We start from the raw sequence: 18,375 nt of genomic DNA on the forward strand, positions 1-18,375 counted from the left end.
TCGGCCGCCTTCGTCATATGGGCCGTCGCGCATCGACGGCAAGCCTCAATATAGCTTCGGAGGATTTCGCCACGGCCGCCGGCGGCCAGTCGCGAAAAGCCGCTTCCGGCTCGTCTTCCGTCGCCCGCAGGACCGGCGTGCAACCCGCGCGGATGGCGCATTCCATGTCGATCGCAGCGTCGCCTACAAACCAGACCGCGCCGGACCGGCCGATGCCCGATCCGCTGAGCGCCAGGTCGACGGGCGCGACCGCGGGCTTGTCCTCGGCGGCATCGCCCGCGCCGACCGCCCGCCCGATCAGGGCAGTCCACGCCAGATGGCCGATTTCCTTGCGCAGATAGCCGCCGTGCTTGTTGCTGACGATGCCGACATAAAGGCCGAGCCCGTTGAGCCGCCGCAGCAGTTCGCCCGCGCCGGGCAGCGGCTTCAGCGCTTCGAGATGCTTCGCGCGGAAGCTGCCGTAGAAGATTTCGCGCGCCTCGGTCCAGGCCTCGCCGAACATGGCGGGAAAGCTGTTGCGCATGGATTGCCTGACCCAGCCGCGCACGGCCGCTTCGCTCATCTCCGGATGGCCGAACGCGCTGCGCGCCGCGTTCAACGCGCCCGCGATGGCGGCCCAGTTGTCGACCAGCGTGTTGTCCCAGTCGAACAGGATGGCAGCCGGCGCCGGCAGCGGCGTCATGCTTCGGACGAACCCGGTTTGGCCGCTTCGGCCCCGCCTTCGGGAGCCATGCCCGCATGGGCGTCGTAATGCGCCTGCAGGGCGCTTGTCAGCGGGCCGGGCCGGCCGTCGCCGACCGGCCTATCGTCGATCCGTACGACCGGCATGACATGGGAGGTCGTGCTGGTCAGGAAGGCCTCGGCGGCGGCGTGCGCTTCGTCGAGCGAGAAGACCCGCTCGACCACGGCATATCCCTCGCGTTCGGCGATGGCGCGGACGGTGCGGCGCGTGATGCCGTTGAGGATCGCGTGGGTCGGCGGCCGGGTCACGACTTCCCGGCCTGCGGTGACGATCCAGGCGTTGGCCGAGGTGCATTCGGTGACGTCGCCGTCCGGCGTCACCATCCACGCCTCGTAGGCGCCGGCTTCCGCCGCCATCTGCTTGGCCAGAACATTAGGTAACAGTCCGACCGTCTTGATATCGCAGCGTTTCCACCGGATGTCTTCGGTCGTCACAACCGAAACGCCGCCGGCCCTGGCCGACGATTTGGGCACGGTCGAGCGGGCGGTGACGACGAGGGAACTGACGCGGTGCGCAGGAAAGGCATGGTCGCGCCGGGCGACGCCGCGCGACACCTGCATATAGACGATGCCGTTGCGCACCCGGTTGCGCCGGACGATCTCGCGCAGAATTTGCCTGAACGCCGGCCGGCCGACCGGCGGCGCCATGCGCAGCTCGCCGAGCGAGCGTTCGAGCCGGTCGAGATGCGGCTCCTCGTCCACGAACCGTCCGTTCTGGATCGCGATCACCTCATAGACCGCGTCGGCGAACTGGTATCCCCTGTCCTCGACATGGACCGCCGCGTCGCGGTGTCGGGTGAAGCGGCCGTTGACATAGGCAATGCGGGACATGGTTCGCGCTTTCCGGCGTGATTCTCGGGGGACGGGATTCGGGTCCGCGGCCTCAGAAGAATTCGAGGCTGACCGAGAACAGCTTTTCGACCTTCCGCACGACATCGGGCAGGGCATAGAGGATCACCCGGTCGCCGGCCCGGACCACGGTATCGCCGCGCGGCACGATCACGGTGTCCTGCCGGACGATCGCGCCGACCATGATTCCCTTGTCCAGCTTGACGCCGCTGAGCGGCTTGCCGACGATGCGCGACGTGTCCATCGCCTCGGCCTCGATGATCTCGCCGACCCCTTCGCGCAGCGAATGAACCGCGCGGATCCGGCCCCGGCGCAGATGCTGCAGGATGGTCGAGACCGTGATCGCCCGGGGCGAGACCGCGACATCGACGCCGAGCGACGTGACCAGCGGCTGATAGTGCACGGTGTTGACCAGCGCCACGGTGCGCGCGCAGCCCAGCCGCTTGGCGAGCAGCGCCGCCAGCACGTTGACCTCGTCATTGTCCGTCACCGTGAACAGCATGTCGGTATGGGGCAGGTTGAGTTCCTCGAGGATTTCATTGTCGAGGGCGTCGCCGTGCACCACGACGGTATGGGCGAGCGCCGCCGCGGCGACCCTTGCGCGCTCCTCGTCCTTTTCGATCAGCTTGACGGTGACGTCCTCGTCTTCCGCCTCGATCTCCTGGGCCAGATAAAGCCCGATATTGCCGCCGCCGACGATGATGACCCGGTGCGCCTCCGGCTCCTCGTGGCCGAACGCCGCCATGGCGCGGGTGACATGGTCCCGGTCGGCGACGAAGTAGATCTCGTCACCGGCCAGCAGCTGGTCGTCCGGTGTCGGCACGATGGTTTCGCCGCCGCGCAGGATGGCGACGATCACCGTGGCGAGATCGGGAAACAGTGCGGTGAGCTGGCGGATCGGCGTATCCAGAACCGGACAGTCCTCGCCGAGCCGGGTGCCGATCGCCTGCACCCGCCCCAGCCCCAGCTGGATCACGTCGAATGCGCCGGGCACAAGCATGCGCCGCCGGACCGCCCGCGCGACCTCGACCTCTGGCGAGATGCGCACGTCGATCGGCATGTGATCGGCGCTGAACAGGCTCGCCCATATCGGTTGCAGGTAGGATTGCGCCCGCACCCGGGCGATCTTGGTCGGCACGTCAAACAGGGAATGGGCGACCTGGCAGGCCACCATGTTGACCTCGTCGGTCTGGGTGACCGCGATGATCATGTCGCAATTTGCGGCGCCGGCGCGTTCGAGCACGTCGGGATGCGGCGCATGGCCGACGATCGCCCGCACTTCCAGGGCGTCGCTGATGCGCCGGATCAGCGCCTCGGACCGGTCGATGACCGTGACTTCGTTGTTCTCGGTCGCCAGGTGGCGGGCGATGTTGAGACCGACCTGCCCTGCCCCGCACACGATTACGCGCATGATGTCACCGGACCTTGCCGTGAGGAGAGGAGCGGCGGATCAATGGACGGTGTCTGATCCGTCGCCCGCGCTGCGTTCGCCGCCGGCGAGGCCGAGCAGCTTCAGCTTGCGGTGCAGCGCGGAGCGTTCCATGCCGACGAATTCCGCCGTCCTGGAGACATTGCCGCCGAAGCGGCTGACCTGCGCCGTCAGATACTCGCGCTCGAACATCTCGCGGGCCTCCCGGAGCGGCAGCGCCATGATCTCGCCGCCCTTTTCGAGACGCGGCAGCATGGTCTCGTCGCCCAGGATGACCGGCGGCACCATCTTGGCGGTCAGTTTCTCCCCCGGGCCGGCCGGCGCCATGATCAGCATGCGGTGGATCACATTTCCCAGTTCCCGGACATTTCCGGGCCAGTTGTAGGCCTGCAGGGCGGCGAGCGCCTCGTCCGAGAAGCCGCGCGCAGGGAGGCCATCGCGGGCCGCAGCCTTCGCCATGAAATGGCGCGCGAGATCGGGGATGTCCTGACGCCGGTCGCGCAGGGGCGGGATGTCGATGGGGACGACCCGGAGCCGGTAGTAGAGATCCTCCCGGAACCGGCGGGCGGCGATTTCGGGCTCGAGAGGCCGGCTGGTCGAGGCGATGACGCGAATGTTGACCTCGACGATCGAATGGCCGCCGATCCGCTGAAACCCCTGATCCTGCAGGATCCTGACAAATTCGCCCTGGGTTTCCCACGGCATGTCGGCGACTTCGTCCAGCAGCAGCGTGCCGCCGTGGCAGCGTTCCAGAATGCCGGTCTTCGTGTGGCCCCCGGCCTCTTCCCCGAACAGTTCCTGTTCGAGGCGGTCGGGACGCATGGTCGCGCAGTTGACGATCACGAAGGGGCCGCTGCTGCGTGTGCTGCGCTGATGAATCAGCCGGGCGACCACTTCCTTGCCGACGCCGGCGGCGCCGGTCACCAGGACGCGGCTGCTGGTCCGGGCGACCCGCGAGATCACCTGGTCGATATGCGCGATGGCCGGGGAAGCGCCGACCAGTTCGAAGGCCCCGCCCGCGCGTTCGAGCAGCGCTTCGTTCTCCCGCTTGAGGCGCTCGGTCTCGACCGCGCGCTCGATCTGCACGAGCAGCCTGTCGCTCTTGAACGGCTTCTCGATAAAGTCGTAGGCGCCCATCTTGATGGCGTTCACCGCCATCTCGACCGTGCCGTGGCCGCTGATCATGATGACCGGCAGGTCGGGGTGATCCTTCTTGACCACGGCGAGAATCTCATTGCCGTCCATCTTGCTGCCTTCCAGCCAGATATCCAGCAGGATGAGCGACGGCCGCCGCGCGCGAATCGCGTCGAGCGCGGCGTCGGCGTCCGCGGCGAGCCGGGTTTCGTATCCCTCGTCGGTCAGGATGCCCGCTATCAGCTTGCGGATATCGGCTTCGTCGTCGACGATCAGGATGTCGGCGGCCATCGGTCCATCGTTCCTGTGCTCGCGGGGGTGCTTGCGGGAAGGTCAGGCGTCCGCCGGAACGGGCCGGGCGGCCTCGTCCGCGCGGATCGTGGCCGGAAACGCCATGCTGACCGTCGCACCGCGAATTTCCCCTTCCGCCGCATAGTCGTTCTTCATCTGCAACTCCCCGCCATGATCCTCCATGATCTTGCGCACGATGGCGAGTCCCAGGCCCGTTCCCTTGGCGCGGGTCGAGACATAGGGCTCGGTCAGCCGGTGAAGCATGTCCGTCGGCAGGCCGGGGCCGGTATCCGAGATCGAAACCGTAAGGCCGGCCTCGTTGTCGTCGATCGAGACGGTCACCGTGCCGGCCCGGCCCGAATCGTCTCCCGAACCGTCTTCCGGCCCGTCCCCGGAACCGTCTTCCGAACCGTTGGGATCGCCGCGTTCCTCGATCGCGTTGGCGGCGTTCTGAAGCAGGTTGGTCAGCGCCTGGCCGATCTGGTGGCTGTCGCATAGGACCGGCAGCGGCGTCTGGGCTCTCTCGAATTCGTAGACGATCGCCGGGTGCGCCGAGCGCTCCAGGAATATCGCCTGCCGGCACAGCCTGCGCAGATCGTTTTTCCTCATGCGCGGCTCGGGCATCCGCGCGAAACTGGAGAATTCGCTGACCAGCCGGCCGATATCGTCCACCTGCCGGATGATCGTGTCGGTGCAGGTGTCGAAAACCTCCGGATCGGTCTTGATCTGCTTGAGATATTTGCGCCGGAGGCGTTCGGCGGAAAGCTGGATCGGGGTCAGCGGATTCTTGATTTCGTGGGCGATCCGGCGGGCGACGTCGGCCCAGGCCGCCGTGCGCTGGGCCTGTTGCAGGTCGGTGATGTCGTCGAAGGTAAGAACGTAGCCGACGATCTCGGACTCCAGATGTTCGGCGGCGAGGCGGACCATCAGGGTGCGCGCCCGGTCGTTGCGGTGAAGGACGATTTCGCTCCAGTGGCGGCGGACCGGGTTGCGCGCGACCCGGTCCATCATTTCGCCGAATTCCGGCACGATATCGGCGATCTTCTCGCCGATCCGCCGCTCCAGATCGACGCCGAGAAGATCGGAGGCCGAGCTGTTCGGCAGGTTGATGCGGCGATCGGCGTCGAGGCCGATCACCCCGGCGGTGACGCCTTCCAGCACCTGCGCGGTGAATTCGCGGCGCGCCTCGACCTGCCGGTTCGCCTCGACAAGTTCCTCCCGGTTTCGTTGAATTTCACCGACCATCTGATTGAAAGATTTTGATAAACTTGCGATTTCATCGCGCCCCGTACTGCCGACGCGGACGCCGAGGTCTCCCTTGGCCACGCGCTCGGATGCCGCGATCAGTTCGGAAATCGGCCGCACCATGCGGTTGGCGAAATACAGGCCGAGCCAGATCGCCGCGAGCAACAGCAGCAGCGAAACCACGCCGTAGAGCAGGAAATAGCCAATCTGCAATCCGGAGCGCTGCCCCTCCAGCAGCAGATATTCGTCGACGGCATCCTTCATGCGCAGCATGTGCGCGCGCAGCGTCGGCACGATCGGGCGGCTGATATAGAGGTAGACGTTCGAATCGAAGAAGATCGTCAGCCGCATGAGCGCGCGGATATTGTGCTCGCCCCGGCGCGCCACTACGACGATGTCGCCGTCCTTGCGGATTCTCGATATGGCGGCGCGAATGTTCGCCGGCCGCTCGTTCGCGGGCGAAAAGCTGCCGACGTCGGAGACCAGGACGCGGCCGCGCTCGTCGAAGACCGACGCACCGACGATGCCGCGCTCGCGCGCCCGCCGCGTGACGAAGGCGGGCAGCTGATGCGGATCGCTCATCAGCTCCAGCGCCTGGGCGTTGATGTCGCCGCCCAGATTGCGGACGTCGTCGCGCAGCGCGATGATGTGTTCGTCGACATATTTTTCGGTCATTTGCACCGATTCGCGCAGCGCGGTGCCGACCCGGCTGCTGAACCAGGACTGGATGCCGAATTCGAACATCGCCGCGGAGAAAACCGCGACGACGATCGCCGGCGTCACCGCCACGATGCTGAACAGGAGGACCAGCCGCGCGTGCAGCCGGGATCCCGCCTCGCCCTGCCGCCGCGCCGACCAGAGCAGAACCGCCCGGAAGGCGATCAGCCCGGCGAGCGGGAGGATGATGACCAGATCGATGACGATGAGCGCCAGGTTGATGCCCGGGTCGGCGCCCAGCGGCGATTCGGCCAGGTTGATCGCGGTCAGCACGCTGACGGCGATCGCGGCGATCGTTAGCCCGACGGCGAGGCGGCTCGACAGGGCTACGCGGTTGGCGAACGCCGAGAGGCGCAGCATCCAGCGCTTTCTCCGGCGCACGGGACCGACGGCGGCGTCCATCACGCGCCCTCCCCGCCCGGCGCGGAACCGCGGAAACGCGCCATCCGCCGGTTGCGCACGACGTCGATCCCGAGATCCGATATCTTCTTGCGCAGGGTATTCCGGTTGAGGCCGAGCATGCCGGCCGTGCGCAGCTGGTTGCCGTTCGTCGCCGCCAGCGCCAGTTCGATCAGCGGGCGCTCGACTTCCCGGATCACCCGCGCGTAGAGGCCGGACGCCGGCAACTTGCCGTCATGGGCGTCGAAATAGGCGCGTAGATGGCGCTCCACCGAACCGCCGATGCTCCCGTCCTCCTCGCCGGAGTCCTCCGGATCGGCGGTCGGCGCCCCGTCCCGGTCGGCCAGTTCGGCCTCCACGATTCCGGTCGTGATCGTTTCCTCCGAATAGAGCGCGGCCAGGCGGCGGATCAGGTTTTCCAGTTCGCGCACGTTGCCGGGCCAGCGCGCGCGCGCCAGACGCGCCACAGCCGCTTCGTCGAGGGTCTTGCGCGGCAGGCCCTCGGCTTCGGCGCGCGCCAGGAAATGGTCGACAAGGTCGGGAATGTCCTCGGGCCGCTCGCGCAGGGGCGGCACGCGGATCGGCACGACGTTCAGCCGGTAGAAAAGGTCCTCGCGGAACAGGCCCTGCCGGATCAGGGTGCGCAGATCGCGGTGGGTCGCAGCGACGATCCGGACGTTCGCGCGCATCGGCGAGCGACCGCCGACCGGAAGATATTCGCCCTGCTGGAGCACGCGCAGCAGCCGGGTCTGCGCCTCGATCGGCATGTCGCCGATCTCGTCGAGGAACAGCGTGCCGCCCTCGGCCTGGGCGAACCGCCCCGGCGCGCGGGACTCGGCGCCGGTGAACGCCCCCTTCTCGTGGCCGAACAGTTCGCTCTCGATCAGGTCGCGCGGAATGGCCGCCATGTTGATGGCGACGAACGGCCGGTTCTTGCGCTTGCCGTAGTCGTGCAGGGCGCGGGCGATCAGCTCCTTGCCGGTCCCGGATTCGCCGGTCACGACGACCGACAGGTCCGTCGGCATCAGCCGCGCCAGCGTGCGGTAGATCTCCTGCATGGCCGGCGAGCGGCCGATCAGGGGCAGGCCGTCGTCAGGCGCCGGTTCGGCCCGGCGGTCGGGACCGTTCGCTGCAGACGCCGTCAATCCGCGTTTAACGACGCCGACCAATTCGTTGATATCGAAGGGTTTTGGCAAATATTCGAAAGCGCCGCGCTCGGTCGCCCGGACGGCAGTCGCCAGGGTATTCTGCGCGCTCATGACGATCACGCGCAGCGACGGCCGCAGCTTGCGGATGCGCGGCACGAGGTCGAGGCCGTTCTGGTCCGGCAGGATCACGTCGGTGATCACCATGTCGCCGGCGCCGTCCTGAATCCAGCTCCAGAGGGTGGCGGCGTTGCCGGTCGCCTTCACGTCGTAGCCCGCCCGGACGAGGGCGTGGCTCAGCACCGTGCGGATGCTCCGGTCGTCGTCGGCCAGCAGGATGGTCGCTTCGGCCATGGGTCAGCGCCTTTCCTGCGCCGGCAGGAGCACCCGGAACACGGTGCGCCCGTTGTCCCGGTCGAACTCGACGACACCGCCAAGTTCCTCGACAAGCTTGGCGACCAGCGCCAGCCCCAGCCCGCTGCCCGATGATTTGGTCGTGACGAACGGATCGAACAGGTGGTTGCGCAGCTCGGCGGGTATGCCGAGGCCATTATCCTCGACCGAGACGACGATCGGCAACCGGATAAAGCCGTCGCCGGCCGGCGCCGCGATCCGCACGCCCGACCGGTAGGCAGTGCGCAGCCGGATCTCGCCGCCCCGGTCCGGCGCCGCCTCGGCCGCGTTCTTGACCAGGTTCAGGAACACCTGCACGAGCCGGTCGCGGTCTCCGGGAACCGGCGGCAGGGAAGGATCGTAATCCTCGACGATCCGCCGGCCCCTTGCGAAACCGTTTTCGGCGCTGGTCCGGACCCGGCCGAGCACCTCGTGGATGTTCACCGCCTCGCGCCGGACCAGCGGCCGGTCGGCGAAGATCTCGAACCGGTCGACCAGGGCGTTCAGCCGGTCGGCCTCCTCGCAGATCAGGCTGGCGAGCGGCCGGTCCTCTGCGGGCGCGGCGGTTTCGAGCAGCTGCGCCGCGCCCTTGATGCCGCTCAGCGGGTTGCGGATTTCGTGGGCCAGCAGGGCGGCCATCGCGGACACCGACCGGGCGGCGTTGCGGTGGCTGAGCTGGCGGTCGATCTGGTGCACGATGGACTGTTCCCGGAAGCTCAGCACGATCGACCCGGCGCCGTCGCCGACCGGGCTGGCCTGGACCGCAACATGGGGAATGGTCCGTTGCCGCGAATCGAGCGCCGCGTCGCTGTCGGCTACGGTGCTGCCCGCCGCCTGCGCCTGCTGCAGGAGCGAGAAGACCGGGCTGTCTTCCGGAAAATAATGCGCAAGGGTCCGCCGGCAGATCGCCTTGCGGCTGGCGCCGAGCAGGTTCTCGGCCGCGAGATTGGCGAACCGGATCGCGTATTCCCGGTCGATCACGAGGATCGCGTCGGCCAGCGCGTTGATATAGGCCCAGCCCTGAGAAGCCGCCGACCCGGTTTCGTCCCCGGTTTCGTCCACGGTCACGTCCGCGGGCCGGGGCCCGGTTTCGGGCCGCACCTGTCGCACCGCTGCGGCGTGCAGGTCCATTTTCATGCGGCCAGGGCCGCGCGTTCCGGCGCGGGTGCTGCGAAGGCCCGCACGATCAGCTCCAGCACCGCGCCGGATACGGTCAGCCGGTTTGCTGCGGCCTTGAAGTCCGGCGGGAGGCCGGCGGCCTCGGCGTACCAGGCCAGATGCTTGCGCGCGATCCGGACTCCCGCCGGTACCCCGTAATGGTCGAGCATGGCGCCGTAATGGCCCTTGACGAGCGCGGCCAGCGCGGACCCCTCCGGCGGCGCGACCGCCGGGCGGCCGGTCAGCTTCCGCATCGCATCGCGCAGCAGCCAAGGCCGGCCGCAGGCGCCGCGGCCGACCATCGCGCCGTCCGCTCCCGACAACGCCAGGGCCTCCGCCATGTCCTCCGGCGAGCGAATATCGCCGTTGACGATGACGGGCACGCCGACGGCGCGCCTGACCGGCGCGACCGCCGCCCAGTCGGCGCAGCCGCCGAACCGCTGTTCGCGGGTCCGGGCGTGGACGGTGAGCATCCGGGCGCCGGCCGCTTCGCACAGCCGCGCGAACTCCGGCGCGTTGCGGTGTGCATCGTCCCATCCCAGGCGCATTTTCGCCGTCACCGGCAGCGGCTCGGCGGCGCGCACCACCGCCTCGACGATGCGCGCGGCGAGCGCCGGCTCGCGCATCAGCGCCGATCCGCACGCCTTGTTCACGACCTTTTTCGCCGGACAGCCGAAATTGATGTCGATCAGCGCCGCGCCGCAATCCCGCGCCATCCGGGCCGCCTCGGCCATGACCGCCGGGTCCGCGCCGGCAAGCTGGAGGGCGGCGGGACGCGGCTCGCGGCTGAGGTCGCCCCGGAGCCGCGACTTGTGCGTCCGCTGCACCATCGTGCCGCTGGCGACCATTTCGGAAAAGACCAGCCCGGCGCCGAACGACCGCACGAGCCGCCGGAACGGCAGATCGGTCACGCCGGACATCGGCGCCAGCAGGACCGGCGCGTCCAGCGTCATGTTGCCGACCCGAATGCCCATTTTTCGTCCAGCGCCTGTTTATTGTGCAATCCCGCCGAACCTAGGCCGCGCCCGGTGCGTCGGCAACCGCGGGATGGGAACGATGCCGGATCGGTGATATGAGCGGCAGCATGACCGACCGGCCACAATCCGATACCGCCGGAGAACGCCCGGACTGCGCGGCCGTCATCGTGGCGGCCGGGCGCGGCGAACGCGCCGGCGGCAGCGTGCCGAAACAGTATGCCCGGATCGGCGGCGAACCGGTGCTGCGGCGGACGGTCGGCGTTTTCGCGGCCCATCCGGCGGTCTCGACTGTCGTCACGGTCATCCACCCGGACGATGAGGCGCTGGCCCGGCAGGCGGTCGGCCCGGCGCCGGTCCAGTTCGTGGCGGGCGGGGCATCGCGTCAGGAATCGGTCTACAACGGCTTGAAATTCCTCGATAAACTCGATCCGGAATTCATCCTCGTCCACGATGCCGCCCGCCCGTTCGTGACCGAGGATATCATCGGTAAATGTCTCGATGCGGCGCGCCGCCACGGCGCCGCCGCCGCGGGCGTCCCGATGGCCGATACCGTCAAGAAGACCGACGGCGCGGGTCTCGTGACCGACACGATCGCGCGCGACCGGCTGTGGCGGGCCCAGACGCCCCAGGCCTTCCGCTACCGCGACCTTGTGGCGGCGCACGAAGCGGCGGCCGGCCGGGCGCTGACCGACGACGCCGCGGTCGCCGAAGCCGCTGGCCTCGCCGTCGCCATGAGCCCGGGATCGGAGGACAATTTCAAGATCACCGCGGCCGAAGACCTGGCGCGGGCCGACCGGATCGCCCGGGCTGCGGCGCCGCGGATCACGGTCGTCGGGCATGGCTTCGACGTTCACGCCTTCGGCCCCGGCGACCATATCGTGCTGTGCGGCGTACGGATCGGCCATTCGCACGGGCTCGAGGGCCATTCGGACGCCGACGCCGGCCTGCACGCCCTGACCGACGCCCTGCTCGGCGCGCTGGGCGCGGGCGATATCGGGCAGCATTTTCCCGACAGCGATCCGCAATGGCGCGGCGCGGCCTCGGACCGGTTCGTGCGCCACGCGCTCGGCCTGGCCGCCGCGGCCGACGGGCGGCTGGTCAATCTCGATCTCACGATTGTCTGCGAGCGGCCGAAACTCCAGCCGCACTACGACGCCATGAAGCGCAGCCTGTGCAACCTGACCGGCCTGCCGCCGGCGCGAATCGGCCTCAAGGCGACGACGACCGAACGGCTCGGCTTTACCGGCCGCGGCGAGGGCCTGGCGGCCCAAGCCGTCGTGGCGCTCGACCTGCCGGATACGGTGTGACGTGGCCGCGCGGCGACCGGTCGGTTTCGCCGGCTGGCTGGCGGTCTGGTTCGGCGCCGGCCTCTCGCCGGTCGCACCGGGGACCGCCGGATCGCTGGCCGCCCTGCCCTTCGGCGCCGCGATCCTGTGGGCCGGCGGCGCCTCGGGCTGGCTCTGGCTCGGCCTGGCGACGCTGCTGCTGCTGCCGCTCGGCGCCTGGGCGGCGGCGGCCTACGACCGGCAGACCGGCGGGCACGACAACGCCGCCATCGTCGTCGACGAGGTCGCCGGCCAGTGGATCGCCCTGCTGCCGGCCGGCCCGATTACGGTTTCGGGGAGCGTCTGGTGGCATTTTGCGCTGGCGTTCGGCCTGTTCCGCCTGTTCGATATCGCGAAACCCTGGCCGGCCGGCCGGATCGACCGGCAGACCGGCGGCGGCTGGGGCGTCATGGCGGACGATATCGTCGCGGGCGTCTACGCCGGTGTGCTGACCTGGCTGGTCATCCGGCTGGAGCCGGCCCTGTGAATCCGGAAGCAAGGCCGGTCGATCCGGCACGGCTGTTGCAGGCGGCGCGGGCGGCCGGGCTGACCGTCGCCACGGCCGAATCCTGCACCGGCGGCATGGTCGCGGCCGCGCTGACCGACATCGCCGGCTCGTCCGACGTTTTCGAGCGGGGTTTCGTCACCTATTCCAACGAGGCCAAGACCGAACTACTCGGCATCGATCCGGCGCTGACCGGGCCGGGCGGACCCGGCGCGGTCAGCGAACCGGTCGCGCGGGCCATGGCCGCGGGCGCGCTCCGCCACTCCCGGGCGGACGTCGCCGTTTCGGTCACCGGGATCGCCGGGCCGGGCGGCGGCACCGCCGGCAAGCCGGTCGGCCTCGTCCATTTCGGCTGGACGGTGCGGGACGGCGCAAACGGCGCCCGCCGGCAGGTCTTTTCCGGCGACCGCGCGGCCGTCCGGGCGGCGGCAACGAACTATGCCCTCGCCCTGCTCGCCCAGGCTGTCGAAGCGGCGGTCGAAAGGGAGGCCGGCGACCCGGCAGTCCGGCGGGACCGATGAGCGCGAACCCGGCCGCAGCCCCGAAACCGACCGGGGCGCCGAAGCCGATCGCCGGCCGCGATATGCTGGTCGCCACCGGCGTCGCCATCCTGGTCTACGCCTTCGCGATCCAGTTCGTGCCCCTGCTCCGGTCCGAACCGGTCACCGCCTCCGGCAAGCAGCTCGTCCTGATCGGCTACCTGGCGGCCAACCTGGCCGCGTTCGGCGCCGCCATTTCGGCGCTCCTGCTGCGCAATCCGGGCTATTCCTGGACGGATATCGGCGTGCGGCCCGCCGACGACCGCTGGAAACGGAAAGCCGTGCTGCTGGGGCTGGCGGCGACGCCGCTCGCCTTCGCCTTCGGCCTGTTCCTGCGCCGGACGTTCGATCTCGATTCGCCGGGAGCGGATTTTTTCGCGCCGGCCGGATTTTCCTGGATCGCGGCCGCCACGATCGTTCTTTACGGCGGAATTCTCGTGCCGATGTTCGAAGAGCTGTTCTTCCGCGGCCTGGTCTATTCCTGGCTGCGCAACCGGCTGGCGGCGGTAAGCGCGATTCCGATCAGCGCACTGGCCTTCGCGGTCGTGCATCTGCGCATCGAGGTCATGATCGTCGCCTTCGCCATGGGCTGCCTGCTGGCGTGGCTTTACGAAAGATCGCGCTCGATCCTGCCCTGCATCCTGCTGCACCAGACCTTCAATACGGCGCAGCTGGTCCTCGTCTACGGCGCGGTCGCGCTCGCCCCCGACCGCAGCGGGCTCGGTTAGGCGGGATTTTCGTGCGGTGCTACCGGCGCGGCCTTTCGGATCGCCGCCGGATCGCCGTACAGCTTGCGGGCGCGGGCTTCGAAGGCGGCGACCATCTTGCGCACCGCTTCGTGGAACAGGGCGCCGATCAGCCGTTGCAGCAGGCGGGACCTGAACTCGAAATCGAGATAGAACTCGATCTCGCAGCCGTCCGGATGGGCCTTGAAGACCCAGTGGTTCTCCAGATAGCGGAACGGGCCCTCGGTATAGGTCACGTCGATGCGGCCCGGCCGGTCGAGGCTGACCCGCGACGTGTAGCGCTCGCGGATCATGCGGAAGCCGACCAGCAGGTCCGCGACGATCAGGGTTTCCGACCGGCGGCGGATGCGCGCGCCCATCACCCAGGGCAGGAATTCCGGATAGCGTTTCACGTCGGCGACCAGATCGAACATCTGGTCGGGCGCGTAGGGCAAGACCGCGACCTGCCGGTGTTTGGGCACTGCGCTACCCGCCTGCCGTTGCCGCCGCGGCGCGGGCCGCCTTCAGCCGGGCGAAATCGTCGCCGGCGTGATAGGAGCTGCGGGTGAGCGGCGAGGCCGAGACCATCAGGAAACCCTTGCCCCAGGCCATTTTCTCGTAGGCCCGGAACTCGTCGGGATGGACGAAGCGGTCGACGGGCGCGTGCTTGCGCGTCGGTTGCAGATACTGGCCGATGGTGAGGAAGTCGACGTTGGCCGAACGCAGGTCGTCCATGACCTGGTAGACCTCTTCCCTGGTCTCGCCCAGGCCGACCATGAGGCCCGACTTGGTGAAGATCGACGGGTCGGTTTCCTTGACCTCCTGCAACAGGCGCAGGGATACGAAATAGCGCGCGCCGGGGCGGATCGCCGGATAGAGCCGCGGCACGGTCTCCAGATTGTGGTTGAACACGTCCGGCCGGGCCCGGGCAACCCGTTCGACCGCGCCCGGCTTGTGCAGGAAATCCGGCGTCAGGATTTCGACCGTGGTGTTCGGAGCGTGGCGGCGGATCGCGGCGACCGTTTCGACGAAATGGCCGGCGCCGCCGTCCGGCAGGTCGTCCCGGTCGACCGACGTGACCACGATATGCTCCAGGCCGAGCCGCGCCGTCGCCAGGCCGACATTCTCGGGCTCGTGCGGATCCAGCAGATTCGGCAGGCCGGTCTCGACGTTGCAGAAGGCGCAGGCCCGGGTGCAGACGCTGCCCAGGATCATGAAGGTGGCGTGCTTCTTCGCCCAACACTCGCCGATATTGGGGCAGGCGGCTTCTTCGCACACCGTCGCGAGATTGTGTTCCCGGACCAGATTCCGGGTGGCGTTGAAGTCCTCGCCTGCCGGAGCCTTGACGCGAATCCAGTCCGGCTTGCGCCGGATCGGGCTGTCCGGCCGGTGCGCCTTTTCGGGATGCCGGGGCTTGGCCCGGCGGCCGGCGGACAGGTCAGCGGATTCGGAAATCGCCATGCCCCGGAGATGCCCCCTCGCCCGCCGCCGTTCAAGGCGCGATTGCGCGCGGAAGCCGGTCGCTCCGGACCGCGGGAAAACGCCGGTCAGCCGATCGGGCGGTCGGTGCGGAAATTTTCGGCGTAGCTTTTCGGCCTCACCGCCCGTTCCCGCGGCTCGCGGACCTGGTAGTCGATGCCCTTGCGCTCGCAGAAGGCGATCGCCTCGTCGCGGGTCGCGAACCCCATCTTCACCTGTTGGCCGGTATCCGACGACGTCGTCCAGCCGGTCACCGGGTCCTGCTTCATGGCCGCCTGCGGCTCGTATTCGACGATCCAGCCCTTGGCGTTGCCGCGGCCGGACTGCATGGCGGTCTTGGCCGGGCGGTAGATGCGCGCGCGCATGGTTGGCTTCCGAATTCAGACTTTCCTTGCCTGGTCGGGGCGGACGGATTCGAACCGCCGGCTTCCTGCTCCCAAAGCAGGTGCTCTACCTGGCTGAGCTACGCCCCGGTCAGTGCCTGCCGATAGCCGATGCGGCGGCTGGCGGCAAGCGGTTGTCACATCGGGTATCCCATCCCTGAAGCCCCGGACAGTGCAGGTCCGAACCGTTTGTAGGGGAGGGTTTGAAACCCTCCCCTACGGTCCCTCCGCCCGGACACGAGTTTGCATTCATGATGGTGTGTCGCCTTTCCTGTGTTATCAAGGCGCACATCTTTGCCGGACCCGGCGCCCCTCCCCGTCCAGGACTCCGCCCATGTCCCGTCGCACCGACCAACTGAGCGACGCGCTCCACGCCTACCTGCTGCGCTGGGGCGTCGACGAGCCCGCCCCGGTGCGGGCGTTGCGCGAAGACACCCACAGACTTTCCCAGGACGGCTGGCAGAGCTCGCCGGAACAGGCCCAGTTCATGGCCCTGCTCGCCGGCGCCATCGGCGCCCGCCGTTTCCTCGAAATCGGCACCTTCACCGGCTATTGCACCCTGCGCATGGCGCTGGCGCTGCCGGAAGACGGCCGGGTTGTCGCCTGCGACATCACCGACGAGTTCGTCGAAAAGGCGGGCCGCCGGCACTGGCGCGAGTCCGGCATGGAAGACCGTATCGACCTGCGCATCGGCCCTGCGGCGCAAACCCTTGAAGGGCTGCTCGCCGATCCCGGCCCCGGCAGCTTCGACATGGCCTTCATCGACGCCGACAAGGAGGATTACCCGGTTTACTTCTCCTTGTGCGCGCAACTGGTCCGGCGCGACGGGCTGGTGCTGATCGACAACGCCTTCTGGGGCGGCCGGGTCGCCGACCCCGACGATACCCGCAAATCGACGGCTGCGATCCGCGAAGCGACCCGCATGGCCTTCGAGCGCGACGATTTCGAGGTCGCGATGGTGCCGATCGGCGACGGCCTGCTGATGGCCCGAAGGCTGCGTTAGTCCGCCTCGTCGGCAATCGACGCGAACCAGCGTTCCGGCGGATTGCGGCCGCGGGAATGGCTCCAGGTCACCGCCCGCAGGACTGCCTGGGCGTCGGCGTTGATCGGGCTTGCCGCCTCGAGGCCGTTGAGCACACCCCACACCCGGGCCCAGCAGCGCGCGGTCGCCCATGGATTGTAACCGCCGCCGCCCGTCACCAGCAGGCGCGGGGTGAGCGCCATCGCCGCCGTGGCCGTCCGGGCGTGGCTGGCGTTGCTGAGCGACAGCTTGCTCATCGGGTCGTCGGCCAGGGCGTCGGCACCGCATTGCAGCACCAGGAGTTGCGGATCGAAGGCGCGCACCGCCGGAAGGATTTCCGAATTCATCAACGATTCGAAGTCCTTGTCGCAGAAACCTGCGGCGACGGGATAGTGGTGGACATGCCGTACCGGATCACTGGCGTTGCCGGTGCGCGGCCAGCGGCCGGCCTCGTGGACCGACAGGATCATGACGCGCGGGTCGTCGCTCAGGGCAATCTCGACGCCGTCGCAATGATGGGCGTCGATATCCAGATAGGCGACCCGCGTCGCGCCCCGGTCGAGGGCGGCGAGAATGCCGAGCACCGGATCGTTGAAGAAACAGAAGCCGCTCGCCCGGTCCTTCAGGCCGTGATGCGTCCCGCCGGCCGGGCTGAACACGATGCCGCCCTTCTCCAGCAGGCCGATGGCGTGCAGCGTCGCGCCGGCGGCGGTTGCCGGGCGCCGGAAGATCTCGCCGAACACCGGATTGCCGTTGACGCCGAGATTGTAGCGCGCGCGCTGGTCGTCGGTCGCCGCTCCGTCGCGCTCGCACTGCCGGACGGCGGCGACATAATCCGGGTCGTGGAACCGGGTGAGCTGGTCGACCGTGGCGACCGGACTGTCGACATATTGCGCGCCGGGCAGCCAGCCGAGCGCCCGGCACAGGTCGGCGGCGAGCGAAACCCGCGGAATCGCCAGCGGATGCTTCCCGCCGTACCGGGAATGCCTGTAAATTTCGCTGCCGATGAAGCGGGGTTTGGGCATGATAGCGCTGAGATAGCGCAGCGCTGCGGCCGGTCCAGCGGCGGTAGAAACCTAGCTTAGAGTTTTCGCGTTTTGTTAGACAACCTCAACCGCCTGTCGCGGTGCTAGTTCAAAATGCAGATTTTCAAATTTCGAATACTCACGGGGATAAGTTTGTGGATTTCATGTGGAAAATGCTATCGCTGGCTCCGCACCTGATAGTGTTTCGCCATACTCTGCCGGATGGACCCGATACGCTGGCGTCGGAAGTCCGCGCAGGTCGCTGAAGACCGATCCTCCTCAATCACCAATTCAACAACGTAGCCATCCATTTGTGCCTCCGGGATATAGCCGACAAAACCACTCGACGTACTCTCTGTGTCGTAAGCGACTGCGCCTTTCTCGACAATCTGAGGTAGCTTGGCAAAATTGTCAGCCCGAATGTCGGGACGCTCACCGGCAATGCGCAAAAGATCCTTTCGGCGTAGATATACTGATGCGCGCCGCTCCTGGCTGGATTCCAGCTCGACTTGGCCCAAATAACAGGATGAAGTTCGATTATCCACAAGTCGAAGAATACGAGCGAGAAATTCGTCTTGTTCGCGAGTTTTCCTCGCACCTAAGTTGCCAGTGCTCCGAACTTGTCGCGAGCCGTAAACGGCAGCCTGCTCTGGCGTTGCAAGCGGATGCCCTCCAAGCCAACTGCAACTTGCCCGCGTCTCAAAATTTAGGGGATAACTCGACACTCCGTCCTCCAATATCTCTTGAAAGCGGGTGCCGGTGCGAACAAATTTTAATTTGCGTCGTCAGAAACCTATCGACGCTTTAGTCCGCGCACCGGCATCCAACCACGTGCGGACTCCCGGTCAGAGCGACAGCGTCGCTCTGACCGGGACACACATCTTCAACTAATTTA

The 18,375-nt window shown here is 68.0% G+C and carries 17 protein-coding genes and 1 tRNA gene; 5 read left to right on the forward strand and 13 right to left on the reverse strand.

Translation table 11 applies throughout. The annotated features are described in order from the left end of the window. Positions 1-13: 13 nt before the first annotated feature. Genes OXM58_15595 through dusB form a run of 8 tightly spaced genes read right to left on the reverse strand, consistent with a single transcriptional unit; the run spans position 14 to position 10,475 of the window. Positions 14-682 carry an HAD hydrolase-like protein gene (locus OXM58_15595; GenBank protein MDE0149794.1) on the reverse strand — a complete coding sequence of 223 codons (669 nt, stop codon included), beginning with the start codon at positions 680-682 and terminating at the stop codon, positions 14-16. Beyond that, entirely contained in the window at positions 679-1,572 is an 894-nt protein-coding gene (locus tag OXM58_15600) for a D-amino-acid transaminase (GenBank protein ID MDE0149795.1), read from the reverse strand. The genes OXM58_15595 and OXM58_15600 overlap by 4 nt, the downstream gene beginning before the upstream one ends. 52 nt (positions 1,573-1,624) lie before the next feature. Further along, positions 1,625-3,001, reverse strand: coding sequence for a Trk system potassium transporter TrkA (trkA, locus tag OXM58_15605; protein ID MDE0149796.1), 1,377 nt, complete (start codon positions 2,999-3,001; stop codon positions 1,625-1,627). 39 nt (positions 3,002-3,040) lie between these two features. Next, positions 3,041-4,444 (reverse strand): sigma-54 dependent transcriptional regulator, encoded by a 1,404-nt coding sequence (locus OXM58_15610; GenBank protein ID MDE0149797.1) that lies wholly within the window; start codon positions 4,442-4,444, stop codon positions 3,041-3,043. Positions 4,445-4,486: 42 nt separating this feature from the next. Then, a complete protein-coding gene (locus tag OXM58_15615; GenBank protein MDE0149798.1) occupies positions 4,487-6,808 on the reverse strand; it encodes a PAS domain-containing sensor histidine kinase in 2,322 nt (773 codons plus the stop codon). Continuing rightward, positions 6,808-8,304 carry a nitrogen regulation protein NR(I) gene (gene ntrC, locus OXM58_15620; GenBank protein ID MDE0149799.1) on the reverse strand — a complete coding sequence of 499 codons (1,497 nt, stop codon included), beginning with the start codon at positions 8,302-8,304 and terminating at the stop codon, positions 6,808-6,810. Before ntrC ends, OXM58_15615 begins: the two co-directional genes overlap by 1 nt. Positions 8,305-8,307: 3 nt before the next feature. Beyond that, complete coding sequence (locus OXM58_15625; GenBank protein ID MDE0149800.1) at positions 8,308-9,474, reverse strand: ATP-binding protein; 1,167 nt, start codon at positions 9,472-9,474, stop codon at positions 8,308-8,310. Positions 9,475-9,476: 2 nt separating this feature from the next. Next, the gene (gene dusB / locus OXM58_15630; GenBank protein ID MDE0149801.1) at positions 9,477-10,475 is read right to left on the reverse strand and encodes a tRNA dihydrouridine synthase DusB; all 999 of its coding nucleotides are present in this window, start codon (positions 10,473-10,475) and stop codon (positions 9,477-9,479) included. A 98-nt stretch (positions 10,476-10,573) separates the two neighbouring features. On the opposite strand from dusB, the gene OXM58_15635 reads away from it, so the two are divergent. Genes OXM58_15635 through OXM58_15650 form a run of 4 tightly spaced genes read left to right on the forward strand, consistent with a single transcriptional unit; the run spans position 10,574 to position 13,575 of the window. Continuing rightward, positions 10,574-11,785: a bifunctional 2-C-methyl-D-erythritol 4-phosphate cytidylyltransferase/2-C-methyl-D-erythritol 2,4-cyclodiphosphate synthase gene (locus OXM58_15635; protein ID MDE0149802.1), complete on the forward strand. Its 1,212-nt coding sequence runs from the start codon at positions 10,574-10,576 to the stop codon at positions 11,783-11,785. 1 nt (position 11,786) lies between these two features. Then, positions 11,787-12,290: a phosphatidylglycerophosphatase A gene (locus OXM58_15640; GenBank protein ID MDE0149803.1), complete on the forward strand. Its 504-nt coding sequence runs from the start codon at positions 11,787-11,789 to the stop codon at positions 12,288-12,290. Beyond that, positions 12,287-12,829, forward strand: a complete 543-nt coding sequence (locus OXM58_15645; GenBank protein MDE0149804.1) for a CinA family protein — start codon at positions 12,287-12,289, stop codon at positions 12,827-12,829. The genes OXM58_15640 and OXM58_15645 overlap by 4 nt, the downstream gene beginning before the upstream one ends. Beyond that, positions 12,826-13,575 carry a CPBP family intramembrane metalloprotease gene (locus OXM58_15650; protein MDE0149805.1) on the forward strand — a complete coding sequence of 250 codons (750 nt, stop codon included), beginning with the start codon at positions 12,826-12,828 and terminating at the stop codon, positions 13,573-13,575. Before OXM58_15645 ends, OXM58_15650 begins: the two co-directional genes overlap by 4 nt. Here OXM58_15650 and OXM58_15655 read toward each other — a convergent pair. The 4 genes from OXM58_15655 to OXM58_15670 all read right to left on the reverse strand — a co-directional run bounded on the left by OXM58_15655 (position 13,572) and on the right by OXM58_15670 (position 15,524). Next, positions 13,572-14,054 carry a type II toxin-antitoxin system RatA family toxin gene (locus OXM58_15655; GenBank protein MDE0149806.1) on the reverse strand — a complete coding sequence of 161 codons (483 nt, stop codon included), beginning with the start codon at positions 14,052-14,054 and terminating at the stop codon, positions 13,572-13,574. The two genes, OXM58_15650 and OXM58_15655, sit on opposite strands and share 4 nt — an antisense overlap. A gap of 4 nt (positions 14,055-14,058) precedes the next feature. Continuing rightward, complete coding sequence (gene lipA / locus OXM58_15660) at positions 14,059-15,033, reverse strand: lipoyl synthase (GenBank protein ID MDE0149807.1); 975 nt, start codon at positions 15,031-15,033, stop codon at positions 14,059-14,061. Between the two features lie 86 nt (positions 15,034-15,119). After that, positions 15,120-15,416 carry an ETC complex I subunit gene (locus tag OXM58_15665; GenBank protein ID MDE0149808.1) on the reverse strand — a complete coding sequence of 99 codons (297 nt, stop codon included), beginning with the start codon at positions 15,414-15,416 and terminating at the stop codon, positions 15,120-15,122. Between the two features lie 31 nt (positions 15,417-15,447). Next, a tRNA-Pro gene (locus tag OXM58_15670) sits at positions 15,448-15,524 on the reverse strand. A gap of 244 nt (positions 15,525-15,768) precedes the next feature. Here OXM58_15670 and OXM58_15675 point away from each other — a divergent pair. Continuing rightward, positions 15,769-16,437, forward strand: a complete 669-nt coding sequence (locus OXM58_15675; GenBank protein ID MDE0149809.1) for a class I SAM-dependent methyltransferase — start codon at positions 15,769-15,771, stop codon at positions 16,435-16,437. Here OXM58_15675 and OXM58_15680 read toward each other — a convergent pair. Further along, positions 16,434-17,480, reverse strand: coding sequence for an acetoin utilization protein AcuC (locus OXM58_15680; protein MDE0149810.1), 1,047 nt, complete (start codon positions 17,478-17,480; stop codon positions 16,434-16,436). The two genes, OXM58_15675 and OXM58_15680, sit on opposite strands and share 4 nt — an antisense overlap. Between the last annotated feature and the right edge of the window lie 895 nt (positions 17,481-18,375).

It is taken from the genome of Rhodospirillaceae bacterium (assembly GCA_028819475.1).
Taxonomy (GTDB): domain Bacteria; phylum Pseudomonadota; class Alphaproteobacteria; order Bin65; family Bin65; genus Bin65.

Coding starts and splice junctions, on each gene's coding strand:
- OXM58_15675 (MDE0149809.1), top strand. CDS start 15,769: ATGTCCCGTCGCACCGACCAACTGAGCGACGCGCTCCACGCCTACCTG.
- OXM58_15680 (MDE0149810.1), bottom strand. CDS start 17,480: ATGCCCAAACCCCGCTTCATCGGCAGCGAAATTTACAGGCATTCCCGG.
- lipA (MDE0149807.1), bottom strand. CDS start 15,033: ATGGCGATTTCCGAATCCGCTGACCTGTCCGCCGGCCGCCGGGCCAAG.
- OXM58_15600 (MDE0149795.1), bottom strand. CDS start 1,572: ATGTCCCGCATTGCCTATGTCAACGGCCGCTTCACCCGACACCGCGAC.
- OXM58_15625 (MDE0149800.1), bottom strand. CDS start 9,474: ATGGACCTGCACGCCGCAGCGGTGCGACAGGTGCGGCCCGAAACCGGG.
- dusB (MDE0149801.1), bottom strand. CDS start 10,475: ATGGGCATTCGGGTCGGCAACATGACGCTGGACGCGCCGGTCCTGCTG.
- OXM58_15665 (MDE0149808.1), bottom strand. CDS start 15,416: ATGCGCGCGCGCATCTACCGCCCGGCCAAGACCGCCATGCAGTCCGGC.
- ntrC (MDE0149799.1), bottom strand. CDS start 8,304: ATGGCCGAAGCGACCATCCTGCTGGCCGACGACGACCGGAGCATCCGC.
- OXM58_15615 (MDE0149798.1), bottom strand. CDS start 6,808: ATGGACGCCGCCGTCGGTCCCGTGCGCCGGAGAAAGCGCTGGATGCTG.
- OXM58_15635 (MDE0149802.1), top strand. CDS start 10,574: ATGAGCGGCAGCATGACCGACCGGCCACAATCCGATACCGCCGGAGAA.
- OXM58_15610 (MDE0149797.1), bottom strand. CDS start 4,444: ATGGCCGCCGACATCCTGATCGTCGACGACGAAGCCGATATCCGCAAG.
- OXM58_15595 (MDE0149794.1), bottom strand. CDS start 682: ATGACGCCGCTGCCGGCGCCGGCTGCCATCCTGTTCGACTGGGACAAC.
- OXM58_15650 (MDE0149805.1), top strand. CDS start 12,826: ATGAGCGCGAACCCGGCCGCAGCCCCGAAACCGACCGGGGCGCCGAAG.
- trkA (MDE0149796.1), bottom strand. CDS start 3,001: ATGCGCGTAATCGTGTGCGGGGCAGGGCAGGTCGGTCTCAACATCGCC.